Origin of the sequence: Streptomyces scabichelini, from assembly GCF_011045015.1 — a bacterium.
In the GTDB taxonomy this organism is placed as follows: Bacteria; Actinomycetota; Actinomycetes; order Streptomycetales; family Streptomycetaceae; genus Streptomyces; species Streptomyces scabichelini.
The window spans coordinates 1-14,490 of sequence record NZ_JAAKZY010000252.1 but is presented as its reverse complement, the minus strand read 5'-3'; the positions used below and the strand labels follow the sequence as shown (position 1 = coordinate 14,490).

Sequence of the window (14,490 nt, the reverse complement as noted above, 5' to 3'; positions counted from 1 at the left end):
CCCATCCCCCGGTCAACCGTCCCCTCTGGCCTCGGCGATCAGGCGTTGGACGCCGCTCAATCATGTACTCGCGTACCGAACTCAGCCGCGCCGTAGCTCAGCCCCGCGACAACCTGCACCCCGGCCGCCGTCAGGAGCGCGGCAGTGAGCGACCGCGTCGCGAGCGGGCCGGCGACCGCCGCGCCGACGGCGAAGGCGGTGATCTTGAGGCTGGCGCCTGTGGTGAAGACCTGGCTGCGCAGGCGTTCCGGCGCCTCCCGATGCCGGACCGCGAACAGGGCGACGAGTTGAGGACCTTCGCCGACGCCCGCCGTGAAGGCGGCAGCGATGACCAGGGCTGGATGGCCGGTTGCGGCCATCAGGAGCGCGGCGGCCAGGAGCAGAGGGCTGGACCAGATGATCGTGTCCGGGGCGATCGCCTGGGGACGGCGCGAGAGTACGACGTTGGCGGCGAGTGCCGAGACGGCGGTGCAGGACAGAAGCATCGTGCCGTCGGCGGCTGAGCCGAAGGTCCGTTCGCCGAGGGACGGGGTGCAGGTGATCAGCATGCCCAGGCCCGCGCAGGAGATCACCGAGGACAGGGTCGCCCGGGCCAGGGGCCGGGTGTGGGCGATGCAACGGAGACCGGCGACCAGGTCACCGGCCACGGATGTCGTCGGCCGGACCCGCTCCGGACCGTGGTCCGCGGTCAGCGTCCGCGCTGCGGGCAACGTCCGTGCCGCCGGCAGCGTCCGTGCCGCGGGCAGTGTCCACGCGGCAGGCAGAGCGAGCGCGATCAGTGCGGCGGACGCCACGACGGCGGCCGGGGCTCCTAGGAGGTTCGCCAAGGCTCCGGCGAGCGCCGGGCCGGCCAGACTCGCGAGGCTGAACGTCATCGCGTCGAGCGCGTTCGCGCGCGGCATCCCCTCGCGGGGCACAACCCTCGGCAGTTGGGCGGTCCAGCCACCCGACAGGGCAGGTCCCAGCAGTCCGGTGAACACGGCGATCAGGACCGTGAGGGTGAGCGGAAGGCGGCCCAGGCTCAGGAGGATCACCATCAGGCCCATTCCGTAGAGGGCGAGTGCCCAGGCCAGCAGGCGGCCCGGTTGCGCGGACCTGTCGAGGAGCGCTCCGAGCACCGGGCCACCGACCGCCGCCGCGACGGTGATGCCCGCCAGCAGCGACGACGCCTCCGTGGCCGATCCTCCGACCGCGAAGCCCGCCAGCAACAGCGCAGGCCCGGACATCTCGTCCCCCGCCCGCGCCAATGCCGCCCCGGAGAGATACGACCACATCGCGTAACGCTTCCCCATTGAGATGACGTTACGGCCGTAACTCAAACCTTCGCAATATGCGTTACATTCGCTCCATGGCCTCCACCGACGACTGGTCCACACGGCACTCCGTACTGGCCAACGCCCGGCGCACCGCGGCCCTGATCAACGTCCTGACCGGTACCGACGACCAACCCCAGCCCCAGCCCGACGCCGTCGCCGAAGTGCTGCGCCAGTACGGCGAGTTGGAGCCCATCGAGATCAACTCCGGTGACATCGCACGCATGCGCGCGGCCGCTCTCCTCCTCCGGGAGGTGTTCGCCGCCGGGCACGTCGACCCCGCCGCGGAGGCCCTCAACCGGCTGCTCCTGGAACACACCGGCCGGCTGCGGCTCACCTCGCACGGTGGCAGTACTCCGTGGCACCCCCACCTCGACCGTCACGACGACGCCCCCTGGGACGAATGGTTCCTGGCCTCGTCCTGCCTGGCGCTGACCGTCCTCCTCTGGGACCGTCAGCGTCCGCCCGGCGGGCTCTGCGCCTCACCCAGCTGCCAGAACGTCTACGTCACCCAGGGCCCCGGCCCGGCGCGCCGCTACTGCTCACGGCGCTGCGCGACACGCGAACGCGTCGCGGCCCACCGCCGCGGCCACCAGGACGGGACGTCCCTCAGTCGCGCACGGGAAAGTACTGGCGAGGCGTAACCCCCACCACCCGCCGAAACGCCGCCACGAACGAGCTCGCGGAGCCGTAGCCGACCCTCCGGGCCACGGCCTCCACCGTCAGGCCCTCGGAGAGCAACGGCATCGCGGACTGCATGCGGAGCTGTTCGCGCCACTGGCCGAAGGCGAGCCCCGTTTCGGCGACGAACAGCCGGGCCAACGTTCGTGCGCTGGCGCCGACTTCAGTGCCCCACGCCTCCAACGGACGTGCGTCCGCCGGGTCTTGGGCGAGAGCCCGTGCCACCGTCCGCGCACGCGGATCCCTCGGCTCGGTCACCGACACGCTCGTCACCGGTACGGGGTGCAGCACATCGAGGAGTACGGCCTCCGCGCGGGAACGTGCGTCCGGGGCAAGGTCCGTACGTCCGAGGTGGCCGATGAGCGCCTGGAGCAGCGGGCCCGCGGCGACCACCGTCGGCTCGGGCCACTCGATCGCGGGGGACGCGGCGGGGTCGACGTACGCGCTGTGCATGACGGCGTCGCCCGCGGACTCCGTCGTATGGGGAACCCGGGCCGGGATCCACAGGGCGAGCGAGGGCGGCAGGAGCCAGGCCCCGCGTTCGCTGCTCACTCGGAGCAACCCCTTTGCAGCCCAGGCGAGTTGGTGGAAGGAGTGCCAGTGCCGGGCATACGTCGTCCCCCTCGGCATGGTGAAATGACCGATGAAGATCGCGGTAGCGGTCGGGAGTTCGACCCGGTGTCCGTCTGGCGACATGGGACGGCAGCGTAGCCCGTGTCGGACACGACGGCTCCGCTCATACCGTCGCCGTATGCCGATGAATCTCATGCACCGCAAACTGTGCAGCTCCGAGAAATGGGCCCGGACCACCAAGGACCACGTCCTCCCGTGGACCCTCGACGGCGTGGACCTGGGGGACGACGTACTGGAGATCGGTCCTGGTTACGGCGCCAATCTCCGCGTACTGATCGAACAGGTGCCCCGTGTGACGGCCGTGGAGATCGACGAGGCGTCCGCGGCCCTGCTGGAACAGAAGTGGGGAGACCGGGCACGCATCCTGCATGCGGACGGAGCGGCGATCCCCGTGCCGGACGCGGCCTTCTCCTCGGTCGTCTGCTTCATCATGCTGCACCACGTGCCGACGGCCGCCCACCAGGACCGGATCTTCGCGGAGGCGCACCGCGTGCTGCGTCCCGGCGGCGTGTTCGCGGGCTGCGACAGCCAGCCGAGTTTCGGGTTCCGGCTGCTCCACTTCCGCGACACGATGAACACGCTGGACCCGGCCGGCCTCCCGGACCGCCTGGCGAAGGCCGGCTTCACGGACGTGTCGGTGGCCCTGCACCCGGAGACGGGTGGCCTGCGTTTCCGGGCCCGGCGTCCCTGACCTGGACTTTTCCTTTCAGCGGTGTGCCCGGCCGTAGTGGCGGGCGACGGCGTGGAAGGCCTGCTTGGGCTCCCAGTGCCAGCCGGAGGCGGGGTCGTCGGGGCGGTCCTTGATGGGCTTGACGATGGCGTAGGACGCCATGTCGAGGTCGTAACGGGGGTTGTCGGGCCGGTGCGGGGCGTCGGCGGTGATGAACTCGAAGGCCATCGCCGCGTGCAGGTTCATCGACTCGAAGACGTCGAGGAGATCGGTGAGGTAGGCGGCCTGGGTGCGCTCGCTGCGGACCAGGTCGCCTTTGATCTCCGGCGGTTCCTTGGTGTGGTCGACCACGTTCCAGCCCATGCCGCCCGCCTCCGGGGCACCCTTGAAGGTGCAGGTGCCGAACTCGGTGATGGCCAGGGGCTTGCCCCAGCGCAGGAACGTACGCAACTCCCTTACGTAGTCCGCTCGTTTGCGGAAGTACGAGTAGTAGTCGATGCCTACGATGTCGAACAGCCCCCAGTCGACGTTCTCGAACGTCTCGTCCTGCGCGGCGGCGTAGCTGAGTTTGCCGCGGAAGACGGACCGGCCCACCGCTGCCGCCTTCGCGGTGAACCTGGCCAGCCGCTTCTGCACCTTCGCGAGATCGAAGTTGCCCTTCTCCAGATTCTCGATCCGCTCGAGGACGTCCTCGCCCGGCACGATCCCCGGCACGAACAGCCAGAACTCACACCCGACGGCGAGGGTGACCTGCGCACCCTGCCGCCGCAGCCGCTCCCCGTGCCGCCCGCTCTCCGCGAGGTGATCGAGGATCTCCTTCTCCGGTACGTCGCCCAGGGTCGGCTGAAGCCACACGTGCAGCCCGCGCTCGGCCACCTCGCTCGCCGTGGCGTTGAGCCGTTCGACGCCGTCCCCGGTGACCTCGACGGAGTCGGCGTGCAGTTCGTCCCTGATCACGCGGATGTCCCGGCGCATCCTCCGCTCGCTCCACGCGGTGCCGGGCGTCTCGCCGGCGCCCAGGGTGTAGACGACGCCTCGGTGCTTGAGGCCTCGGCGGGCCCCGGCTGCGGCCGACGCGGGCGCGGGCGTGTGGGCCGACGCGGACGCGGGTGCGGGCGTGTGGGCGGACGCGGGTGCCGAGAAGGCCCCGGCCGCCCCCGTGACCCCAACGGCCGCCACCGCCCCGGCCATGAACGTCGCCCGGCTGATCCCCGTATTCCCGTTGGTCTTCTCCATACGGCAAGTCTGTTGAGCCGGGGCTCAGTTGACTGTCCGCCGATGGTCGACGGCAGGCCGACCAAGGTATGAAATCCGGCTCGGCTCAGTCGGCCGAAGGACCTGGAAAGAATTCGGCGCCCTGCACGTACTCCATCGCCTTGGTGAACTCCGGGTCCCCGAGCCGCCGTTCCATCTCCTCGGGGCTCAGGTCCTCCACTCGGGTCTGGATCCACCACAGGTTGCCCAACGGATCGCGTACCCGTCCGACCCGGTCGCCGAAGAAGAGATGGGTGACCTCGGTGACCGACGTGCCGCCGGCGGCCACGGCCTGCCGGTGGACGGCGTCGGCGTCCTCGACGTACAGCCGCAGAAAGCCGGGCGTCGGCGGCCAGTCCGGCCTCGCGTCGAACATCATCACCACCGAGTCACCGATCCGCACTTCCGCATGCCCGATCCGCCCGTCCTCACCGACCACCCGCGCGATCTCCTCGGCGCCGAAGGCCTCCTTCACGTACGCGATGAGCCGATCCGTGTCGCGCGAGATGATCCACGGCGTCACGGTGGTGTATCCCTCGGGAACTGGCTTGACGGCCATCTGCCTGCCTCCTGGGTAGCTGCGAGTGCCTCAACGTGGGACTCACGCTAGGCGGCAGCTAGGTCAGATCGTGTCCTAGAACAGGCTGGCGCCCATCCACATGCCCTTCACCACGCCCAACTACCGGCAGATCACCAGGAGTTGGGGCCAACCGCGGGCGGGCACCCACCGCTTGAGGGATCATGAAGCAATGCACCCGGATGACTGGCACCTCACCGAAGACGTCGACGACTTTCTCGCCCGGGCCGGGGAGTTCCTGCGCTCACGGCCCGGCCTGCACGTCATGCCGCTGACGTGGGCCGCGAGGCTGCAAGCACGCGGGGCGGAAGCGTTCGGCATCGAAGCCCCCGTCTTCGGGGTGCTGGAGCGAGCGGGCGAGGTCCACGCCGCCTTCTACCGGCTCCGGCCCCGCGCTCTGTGCCCCACCCCGCTCACGCCCGAGCAGGCCGACACCCTCGCCGCCCGCCTGGCCGCCCTCGGGCACTCCGTTCCCTCCGTCAGCGCGGACCACAGCACCGCCACCGCTTTCGCCGAGGCCTGGCAGCGGCACACCGGAGCGACGCCGAAACTCCGCGACACACAGCTCCGGCTGTACCGCCTCGGCACGCTCACTCCACCCGAGCCGATGCCGGAGGGCCGGGGCCGCGTCCTTGGCGAGCAGGACCTTGAAGAAGTCATGTACTGGTGCGGCGAGTTCGCCAAGGCCGTGGGGGAAGACGTCACCATCGACGCCGCATCCTGGGCCGGCACGCGCTACGCCGACAAGCGCTACACGCTCTGGGAGACCCCGGACGGCACTCCCGTCTCCGTCGCGGGCATGAACCCGAAGATCGGCGGCCAGATCCAGGTGGACGTCGTCTACACCCCGGCCCACCTGCGCGGTCACGGCTACGCGGGCGCCGTGGCGGCAGAGGTGAGCCGGGCCGCGCTGACCGCGGGCGCGAGGGACGTCGTCCTGTTCGCGGACGCGGGCAACCCCACCAGCAACGCCCTCTACCAACGCCTCGGCTACCGCCTGCTCGCCGACTGGGCGGCGTACGACTTCTCGTAGCCGCACCGGAAGTCAGCCAAGAAGGACACCGAGCGCTCCGCTGGAAGTGCGGTTCGAAGCTGCGGGTCCGTCGTGGCTAGTCGCGCCCACGCGGCGGAGCCGCAAATCGATACAGCCCCGCGCCCCGGATCACGTCGCGTCTCTCCTGACCCTGGCCCCGGACGGCTGCGCGAACCCGAGCACATACCTCCGCTGCCACGGCGTCTCCACCGCGTGGCGGTCATAGTTCCGGCGTACGAAGTCCACCGCCTCGTCGGGCGGTACGCCGTCCAGGACCGCCAGGCAGGCAAGGGCTGTTCCCGTGCGTCCGCGGCCTCCGCCGCAGGCGAGCTCGACGCGTTCACCGGGCGTCGAGGCCCGGTTCCACGCCTCGGTCAGCACCTCGCGGGCGTACGCGCGGTCCCGGGGCAGCCAGAAGTCCGGCCAGCGGATCCACCGGGTTTCCCAGGGGACTTCGGGTGGTTGTTTCCCGAGCAGATGGACGGCGTACGTGGGCTTCGGCGCCGACGGCGCGAGCGGGTGCCGCAGCCCCCGGCCCCGTACAAGCCGCCCGGACGGCAGCCTCAGTACGCCGGTCGTCTCCTCACCCCAGGAGCCCTCGAAACCCCGGGAACCCTTGAAACCGGCCTCGCTCACCCAACCCCCCTCGACTCCTGAGCCGCCCGCGCCTCGATCCCCCGGAAATGAACCGCCATCGCGCGCTGCGCACCCACGACATCCCGTGCTCTCAGGGCGACGACGATATCCCGGTGCCGCCGGACCGTCACGTCAGGTGTCGGATCGTCCGTCCAGCCCCGCACCCCGGCGACCCGCCGGAACACGGTCCAGAAGGCGCCCAGCAGCTGCGGCACCAGCGCGTTGCCGAGGGACGCGTACAGCAACTCGTGGAATTCGCGGTCGAGTTCGGGGAACGGGACGCCCGCCCGCCCCGCCTCCTCCATCCGTGTCACCACGCCCTCGAGCCGGTCGAGATCCCCGTCCGACAGGGTGTCCGCCACGCGTCGTATGAGCCCCTCTTCCAGAACCTCGCGGACCTGGAGTATGTCCCCCAGCGCCAACGCGCCGCCGTCGTCGCCCTGCTGGGCGAGCGTGCGGAAGGTCAGGCCGTCGACGAGCGGAGTCAGTGACGCCTGGCCGACATACGTCCCGTATCCGTGTCTGATCTCCACGATGTCGAGGGCCTGGAGCGCCTTGAGGGCCTCGCGTACGGAGTTGCGGCTGACGCCGAGGGCGCCCATCAGCTCGGCCTCGGTGGGCAGGGGTGCGCCGGCCCGGAGCTTGCGGTCGAGGATCAGTTGCATGACCTCGCGCTGAATCTGGCTGCTGACGCGCCGCGCACCGGTGCCCTGTCCCCGGGAGAGGGAGTTCAGGGAGGAGTTTCTGGACTCGTGGCGCGTGGACTCGTGGGGCGTGGGCGCGTGAGGCACGGACTCCTGAGACATCGGCTCCTGAGACATGCGCCGCATCGTACGCGTGGCGGACATCCCACGTCCCACCTCCTGGCTAAACTTCTTTCCGCGACCCGTCCATTGGCCTGCCACGCCCCGTCACGACCCGTCAGAAACAGGGCTCAACTCCCGTGCCTGCGAGCCGACATTGGTCGCACCTCTGGAAGAAACGGCATTCGTGCGCGAGCCCTTGACCGCCCCCACGCCCCCTCTTATGGTCACGCTGCACCTATGACGTAGGACGTCGTATCTCCCACTGCTTGCTGGAGGAACCGTGCGCGACGCGACCCCCGCACCGGCGCTGCACCGCCGGTCGTTCCTGAAGTACTCCGGCGCGCTGGGCGCGGCCGCCGTGATCAGCTCGACGCTGTCCGCCTGTTCGTCGGGGCCGGAGTCCACGAACGAGACGGGCGGCGGGGGCGAGGGCGCCGACCGGACGCTCACGGCGGTGATCGGCTACGGCAACGACCAGAGCTGGGACCCGCTGATCACGGCGTCGGCGTTCTCGCTGGCCGCCAACCACCACATCTACGAGGGGCTGCTGGACACCGATCCGATCAGCCGTGAGCCGTACGCGGCCCTGGCGACCGAGGTCCCGTCCGATCTCCAGGCGACCACCTGGAAGTTCACGCTGCGGGAGGGCGCGAAGTGGCACGACGGGCGGCCCGTCACCGCCGACGACGTGGTCTTCACGTACGGCCGCGTCCTGGACCCCAAGACGACGACGCTCGCCAAGAGCTTCTTCGGGTCCTGGCTGAAGGAGGTGCGGAAGGTCGACGAGAAGTCGGTGGAGCTGGTGCTCAAGTTCCCGTTCCCGGACGGCGCCCAGCGGCTGACCCTCGCCAAGATCATGCCGAAGCACGTGTTCTCCAAGCCCGGCGCGCTGGACGACGCGACGGCGGGGAAGGCGGTCGGCTCGGGGCCGTACCGGCAGACCGCGCACAATCCGAAGTCCAACACCTCCTTCGAGGCTTTCGCCGACTACAACGGTCCGCGCAAGGCCGCGTTCAAGAAGATGAACTGGCTGTCGATCGTGGACGCCGCGCCGCGCGTCGCCAAGATCTCCGGTTCCAGCGCGGGCGCGCAGATCTCCGACAACATTCCGTACGCCAATATCTCCCAGCTGGAGAAGGGCGGTCTGAAGGTCGAGGGCGGGGAGGGAATGAATCACCTGTTCCTGCTCTTCAACACCGCCCACAAGCCTTTCGACGACGTACGGGTGCGGCAGGCGCTGCATTACGCGATCGACACGGAGAAGATGATCCAGGCCGCGCTGCGTGGTCATGGGAAGCCGGCAAGTTCGTTCCTCAACGAGGGGAACCCCACCCACCGGAAGGCCAGGACGGTCTACGCGTACGACCCGGACAAGGCCCGTGATCTGCTGAGGGAGGCCGGGGTCAGCGGGCTGACGGTCAATCTCATGGCGGTGAGCGTGAGCTGGATCGTGGACTGCCTGCCGACCATCAAGGCCTCGTGGGACGCCATCGGCGTCAAGACGACCCTCCAGCCGCAGGAAACCGCCGCGCTGTTCACGAAGCTCGACCAGAAGAAGGACTACCAGGTCGTCGCGGGCGCCTCCAATCCGAACCAGTTCGGCCTCGACGCGGATCTGATCATGCATTACAACTACGGGCCCCAGAACACCTGGATGGGGTACGCCCGGTGGGCCGACAACTCCGTGGCCAGGGACCTCTTCAGGCGCATGGACGAGGCCACGCGGGAGCCCGACGCGGAGACGAAGAAGCGGATGACGCAGGAATACATCGACATCGTCGCGGAGAACGCCGTGATCTATCCGGTTGTCCACACCGAGCTGATGACTGCGTGGAATGCGAAGGAATTGACGGGTATTCGGCCACAGCCGTACCCGGGGATAAATCTGCTCCAGGCGAAGTGGGTGTCTTAGCTCCGTACGGAGGCTGCGGGTTCGTTGTGGTTGAGCGCGCAGTTCCCCGCGCCCCTATGGGGCGCTGATTTAAGCGAGGAGATAACCACCCGTGGTCGCCATCGTCAGGATTCTGGCCCGCCGTATCGCCCTGCTCGTTCCGCTGATACTCGGCATCGTGCTGTTCGTGTTTCTCGTGATGCGGTTCTCGGACAGTGATCCGGCATCCGCGTACTTCCAGGGCGCGAACCCCACCGAGCAGCAGCTGCACGACTTCCGGGAGCGCAACGGGCTGCTCGACCCGCTCCCGGTGCGTTACGTCGACTTCGTCGGGGATCTGGTCCGGGGCGACATGGGTGTCAGCGCGCTGACCAGGTCGCCGGTCGTCGACCAGGTCACCACCGCGCTGCCGCTCACCATGCAGTTGACCTTCCTGGGTCTGGGCATCGCGGTCGTGCTGTCCCTGCTCGGCGGGGTCACCGCCGCGATCTACCGGGACCGGCTGCCCGACCAGCTGATCCGGGTCGTGTCGCTGACCGGTGTCGCGGCGCCCGGTTTCTGGCTGGCGCTGCTGATGATCCAGTACCTGGCGGTGGACCTGGGCTGGTTCCCGACGAGCGGGTACGTCAACCCGGGTGACTCGTTCAGCGGCTGGCTGAAGACCATGACGCTGCCCGCGTTCGCGCTGTCGCTGCCGGTCGCCGCGAAGCTCACGCGGATCGTACGGACGGCCGTGGTCGAGGAGCTGGACAAGGACTACGTACGGACGGCCGTCGGCAGCGGGCTTCCGCCGGTGGTCGTGGTCGGCCGGAACGTGCTGCGCAACGCGCTGATCAATCCGATGACCGTGCTGGGACTGCAGGTCGGCTATCTGCTCGGCGGCGCCGTCGTCATCGAGACGATCTTCTCGCTGCCGGGGATGGGGAAGCTGATGATCGACGCCGTGAAGAACGGCGATCCGGCCGTCGTGCAGGGGGTCGTCCTCACGACCGCCCTCGGGTTCGTGATCATGAACCTCCTCATCGACATTCTCTATCTGCTGGTCAACCCGCGTCTGAGGGGTGCCGAAGCATGATGCCGCTGTCTCGAAAGCGGATGACCGAGGCCCTCTCTCGGCCCGGCATCCGGCTCAGGGGGTTCTGGCGCCTGCCGGTGATGTCGCGCATCGCCGTCGTCGTCATCGGGATCGTCGTCCTGACGGCCCTGCTCGCGCCGCTGATCGCCCCGCACGACCCGCTCGACCAGGCAACGCTGATCGACAACGGTCACGGCGAGGGCGCGCCCTCGGGCGAGCACTGGATGGGCCAGGACAGCCTGGGCCGCGACATCCTCAGCAGGCTGATGTACGGGGCCCGTTGGTCCCTCGCCATCGGGCTGGGCGCGACCGGGCTCGCGCTCGTCGTGGGAGCGGTCCTCGGCGCGATCGCGGCGACCTCGCGCAAGGCGGTCGACGAGACGGTGATGCGCTGCCTCGACGTCATCATGGCGTTCCCGGGCATCGCGCTCGCGGCCGTGCTCATCGCGGTGTTCGGCGGCAGCATCCCGGTCCTCATCGGCGCGATCGCGTTCCTCTACACGCCGCCCATCGCACGGGTCGTACGGGCCAATGTGATGGACCAGTACGGCGAGGACTACGTGACCGCGGAACGGGTCATAGGGGCGCGTACCTGGCATATCGTGCTGAAGCACGTGGCCATCAACTGCGCCGCCCCGGTCCTGGTGTTCTGCACCGTGCAGGTCGCCGAGGCCATCGTCTTCGAGGCATCCCTGTCGTTCATCGGCGCGGGTGTGCGGCCGCCGGACCCGTCCTGGGGCAGCGTCATCGCGGACGGCAAGAACATGGTGCTGACCGGGGGCTGGTGGGCGACCGTCTTCCCCGGGCTGCTCATGCTGATCACCGTGCTGTGTCTGAACATCCTCTCCGAGGGCGTGTCGGACGCGTGGGCGGCGCCCACGGCACGGGACGTCGAAGCGGCGCGTACGTCCGTGGAGAAGGACCGTCTCGAAGCCCCCGAGCCGGGCAGCGGGAAGGTGCTGGAACTGCCGGGTCTTACGGAGGCGGCCCAGCGGCTGCGTACCCGGGCCCGGCCCCTGCGCGCGGGGCAGCCGGTGCTCGCCGTCGAGAACCTGGCCATCGGTTTCGATGCCCGCCACGGGGGTGTGGACATCGTCGACGGCATCAGTTTCGACATACAGCCCGGTGAGGTCCTTGGCCTGGTCGGCGAGTCGGGCTGCGGCAAGTCGCTGACCGCGCTCGCGGTGATGGGCCTGGAACCGAAGGGGGCCCGGGTACGCGGCCATGTCCGCTTCAACCAGCGGCAGTTGGTCGGCGAGCCGATGCGCGTACGGCGCAAACTCCTCGGCCACGACATGGCGATGATCTACCAGGACGCCCTGTCGTCCCTGAACCCGGCGATGACGATCCGCGCCCAGCTCAAGCAGGTGACACGGCGGGGCGGCAAGCGCACGGGCGCCGAACTCCTGGAACTCGTCGGCCTCGACCCGGAACGCACCCTGCGCAGCTACCCGCACGAGCTGTCCGGCGGCCAGCGCCAGCGCGTCCTGATCGCCATGGCCCTCTCCCGCGAGCCCAAGCTGATCGTCGCCGACGAGCCGACCACGGCCCTGGACGTCACGGTCCAGGCCCAGATCATCGAACTGCTGCTGCGGCTGCGTGAGGAGCTGGACTTCGCGCTGATCCTCGTCTCCCACGACCTCGCGCTCATCGCGGACGTCACCGACCGGGTCGTGGTGATGTACGGCGGCCAGATCGTGGAGTCGGGGGTGACGGCGGACCTGGTGGAGTCGCCCTCCCACCACTACACGCGCGGCCTGCTCGGCAGCGTCCTGTCCCTGGAGGGGGCGGCCGAACGGATGACGCAGATCAAGGGCGTCGTCCCCTCCCCGGCCGACTTCCCGGCGGGCTGCCGGTTCGCCGACCGGTGTCCGATGGCGACCGAGGTGTGCCGTACGACGGCGCCCCGGCTGGCCGGCCCGCACCGCCGCCACGAGGTCGCCTGCCACCATCCGGCGGTCGACCTGCCCACGACGACCGAGCCGACGGGAAGCGAGGCCGTGACATGAGCGAGGCCGTGCAGCAGGACGGTGTGGCGCAGGACCGTGAAGCGACCCCTCTCATCACGCTGTCCGACACGCACGTCGTCCACAAGGCGCGCACCGGCGGCCTGTTCTCGCGCGATCGCGTGTACGCCCTCACCGGCGCCGATCTCACCATCGCGCCCGGCGAGACGGTCGGCGTCGTCGGCGAGTCCGGCTGCGGCAAGTCGACGCTCGCCAAGGTCTTGGTGGGCGTACAGAAGCCGACGTCCGGGACGGTGTCCTTCCGCGGGCGCGACCTGTGGACGATGAAGCCGCCCGAGCGGCGTGCCACGGTCGGCGCCCACACCGGCATGATCTTCCAGGACCCGTCGACCGCCCTGAACCGCCGGCTGACGGTACGGCAGATCCTGCGGGACCCGCTCGACGTGCACAAGCGGGGCACAGTGCAGCAACGGGAGGAACGCGTAAGGGAGTTGATGTCCCTCGTCGGGCTGCCGCGCGTACTGGCCGAAGGGCTGCCCGGGCAGTTGTCCGGCGGCCAGCGTCAACGCGTCGCCATCGCACGGGCGCTGGCGCTCGACCCGGACCTGGTGGTGGCGGACGAGCCGACGAGCGCGCTGGACGTGTCGGTCCGCGCCCAGATCCTGAACCTCCTCCTGGACCTGAAGGAACGCCTCGGCCTGGCCCTCGTGTTCGTCTCCCACGACATCCAGACCGTGCGGCGGATGAGCGACCGCGTCATCACGATGTACCTCGGCCGGATCGTCGAGGAGTCCCCGGCCGACGAGGTGACGGACCGGGCCCGGCATCCGTACACCCGCGCGCTCTTCTCCGCGACCCCCGGCCTCCTCGACCCGATCGACCCGATTCCCCTGGTCGGGCCCGTACCGTCGGCGACTCGCCCGCCGAGCGGATGCCCCTTCCGTACGAGGTGCTGGAAGGCCAGTGACGTGTGCGCGGAGGTCATGCCCGGCTTCGCGGACGCGTCGAGTCCCGGGCATCGCTTCCGCTGCCATCATCCTGTGGAGGAGGAGCAGTCCACGCGTGAGCTGGTCGCACAGGCCATCTCCACCGTTCCCGAGGCCACCGCCATGGCCGATGTCCCCGCCGAGAAGTCGTGAAAGCATTCTTAGGGAGCCCTTGATGACCCTTTCCGCCCCGCTGACCGGTGTCGTTCCGCCCGTCTGCACGCCCCTGACACCGGACCGCGAGGTGGACGTGCCCTCGCTCATCAGGCTCGTCGACCATCTGGTGGAGGGCGGGGTGCACGGCCTGTTCGTCCTCGGCTCCTCGTCCGAGGCGGCGTATTTGACGGACCGTCATCGGCGTCTTGTCGTCGAGACGGTCGTCTCTCACGTGGCCGGTCAACTGCCCGTCCTCGCCGGGGCCATCGACATGACGACTCCCCGGGTTCTCGATCACGTCCGGTACGTGACGGACGCGGGCGCCGATGCCGTCGTCGTCACCGCGCCCTTCTACACGCGGACGCATCCGGCGGAGATCTCCCGCCACTACCGCCTGATCGCCGCGCGCTCTCCGGTGCCGGTCTTCGCGTACGACCTTCCGATGTCCGTCCACACCAAGCTGAACGCGGACCTGGTGCTGGAGCTGGCCGCCGACGGGGTGTTGGCCGGTTTGAAGGACTCCAGCGGGGATGAGGGCGGGTTCCGGGCCGTCGTTCTCGGCGCGCGTACGGATCCTGCCGTGTCGGGGTTCAGTGTGCTGACCGGGTCCGAGCTTGTCGTCGACACGGCGTTGGCGATGGGGGCGGATGGGGCTGTGCCCGGGCTGGCGAACGTGGATCCGGAGGGCTATGTGCGGCTGTATCGGCTGTGCCGGGAGGGGGACTGGGAGCGGGCTCGGGCTGAGCAGGAGCGGTTGTGTGCGTTGTTCGGGATGGTGCGGGTCGGGGATGCGGGGCGGATGGGGGGCAGTT

Annotated in this window: 14 protein-coding genes; 8 read left to right on the top strand and 6 right to left on the bottom strand. The window is 69.5% G+C overall.

Translation table 11 applies throughout. The features are described from left to right. Positions 1-56: 56 nt before the first annotated feature. Complete coding sequence (locus tag G5C60_RS43835; protein ID WP_165268637.1) at positions 57-1,292, bottom strand: MFS transporter; 1,236 nt, start codon at positions 1,290-1,292, stop codon at positions 57-59. A 56-nt stretch (positions 1,293-1,348) separates the two neighbouring features. Here G5C60_RS43835 and G5C60_RS43830 point away from each other — a divergent pair, with 56 nt between their 5' ends. Next, positions 1,349-1,957 carry a CGNR zinc finger domain-containing protein gene (locus tag G5C60_RS43830; protein ID WP_241267503.1) on the top strand — a complete coding sequence of 203 codons (609 nt, stop codon included), beginning with the start codon at positions 1,349-1,351 and terminating at the stop codon, positions 1,955-1,957. On the opposite strand, the gene G5C60_RS43825 is transcribed toward G5C60_RS43830, so the two are convergent. Next, positions 1,923-2,690 (bottom strand): AraC family transcriptional regulator, encoded by a 768-nt coding sequence (locus G5C60_RS43825; protein WP_165268633.1) that lies wholly within the window; start codon positions 2,688-2,690, stop codon positions 1,923-1,925. The genes G5C60_RS43830 and G5C60_RS43825 overlap by 35 nt on opposite strands. A gap of 55 nt (positions 2,691-2,745) precedes the next feature. Between G5C60_RS43825 and G5C60_RS43820 the strand changes: the two genes are divergently transcribed. Continuing rightward, on the top strand, positions 2,746-3,318 hold the full coding sequence (locus G5C60_RS43820) for a class I SAM-dependent methyltransferase (RefSeq protein WP_165268631.1): 573 nt from the start codon (positions 2,746-2,748) through the stop codon (positions 3,316-3,318). Between the two features lie 15 nt (positions 3,319-3,333). Here G5C60_RS43820 and G5C60_RS43815 read toward each other — a convergent pair whose 3' ends face one another. Next, positions 3,334-4,533 carry an abortive phage infection protein gene (locus G5C60_RS43815; protein WP_165268629.1) on the bottom strand — a complete coding sequence of 400 codons (1,200 nt, stop codon included), beginning with the start codon at positions 4,531-4,533 and terminating at the stop codon, positions 3,334-3,336. Between the two features lie 85 nt (positions 4,534-4,618). Further along, entirely contained in the window at positions 4,619-5,110 is a 492-nt protein-coding gene (locus G5C60_RS43810) for a VOC family protein (RefSeq protein ID WP_165268627.1), read from the bottom strand. 190 nt (positions 5,111-5,300) lie between these two features. Here G5C60_RS43810 and G5C60_RS43805 point away from each other — a divergent pair, with 190 nt between their 5' ends. After that, a complete protein-coding gene (locus tag G5C60_RS43805; RefSeq protein ID WP_165268625.1) occupies positions 5,301-6,161 on the top strand; it encodes a GNAT family N-acetyltransferase in 861 nt (286 codons plus the stop codon). Between the two features lie 129 nt (positions 6,162-6,290). On the opposite strand, the gene G5C60_RS43800 is transcribed toward G5C60_RS43805, so the two are convergent. After that, positions 6,291-6,797, bottom strand: coding sequence for a protein-tyrosine phosphatase family protein (locus G5C60_RS43800; protein ID WP_420907469.1), 507 nt, complete (start codon positions 6,795-6,797; stop codon positions 6,291-6,293). Beyond that, positions 6,794-7,618: a FadR/GntR family transcriptional regulator gene (locus G5C60_RS43795; RefSeq protein WP_277611471.1), complete on the bottom strand. Its 825-nt coding sequence runs from the start codon at positions 7,616-7,618 to the stop codon at positions 6,794-6,796. Before G5C60_RS43795 ends, G5C60_RS43800 begins: the two co-directional genes overlap by 4 nt. Before the next feature lie 265 nt (positions 7,619-7,883). Between G5C60_RS43795 and G5C60_RS43790 the strand changes: the two genes are divergently transcribed. The 5 genes from G5C60_RS43790 to G5C60_RS43770 all read left to right on the top strand — a co-directional run. After that, positions 7,884-9,515 carry an ABC transporter substrate-binding protein gene (locus tag G5C60_RS43790; protein WP_165268623.1) on the top strand — a complete coding sequence of 544 codons (1,632 nt, stop codon included), beginning with the start codon at positions 7,884-7,886 and terminating at the stop codon, positions 9,513-9,515. Positions 9,516-9,606: 91 nt separating this feature from the next. Further along, positions 9,607-10,569, top strand: coding sequence for an ABC transporter permease subunit (locus G5C60_RS43785; protein WP_165268621.1), 963 nt, complete (start codon positions 9,607-9,609; stop codon positions 10,567-10,569). A 20-nt stretch (positions 10,570-10,589) separates the two neighbouring features. Beyond that, complete coding sequence (locus G5C60_RS43780) at positions 10,590-12,578, top strand: dipeptide/oligopeptide/nickel ABC transporter permease/ATP-binding protein (RefSeq protein WP_420907468.1); 1,989 nt, start codon at positions 10,590-10,592, stop codon at positions 12,576-12,578. Next, positions 12,575-13,675: an oligopeptide/dipeptide ABC transporter ATP-binding protein gene (locus G5C60_RS43775; protein ID WP_165268619.1), complete on the top strand. Its 1,101-nt coding sequence runs from the start codon at positions 12,575-12,577 to the stop codon at positions 13,673-13,675. Before G5C60_RS43780 ends, G5C60_RS43775 begins: the two co-directional genes overlap by 4 nt. A gap of 22 nt (positions 13,676-13,697) precedes the next feature. Beyond that, a partial coding sequence (locus tag G5C60_RS43770; RefSeq protein WP_165268617.1) for a dihydrodipicolinate synthase family protein occupies positions 13,698-14,490 on the top strand: 793 nt, incomplete at its 3' end.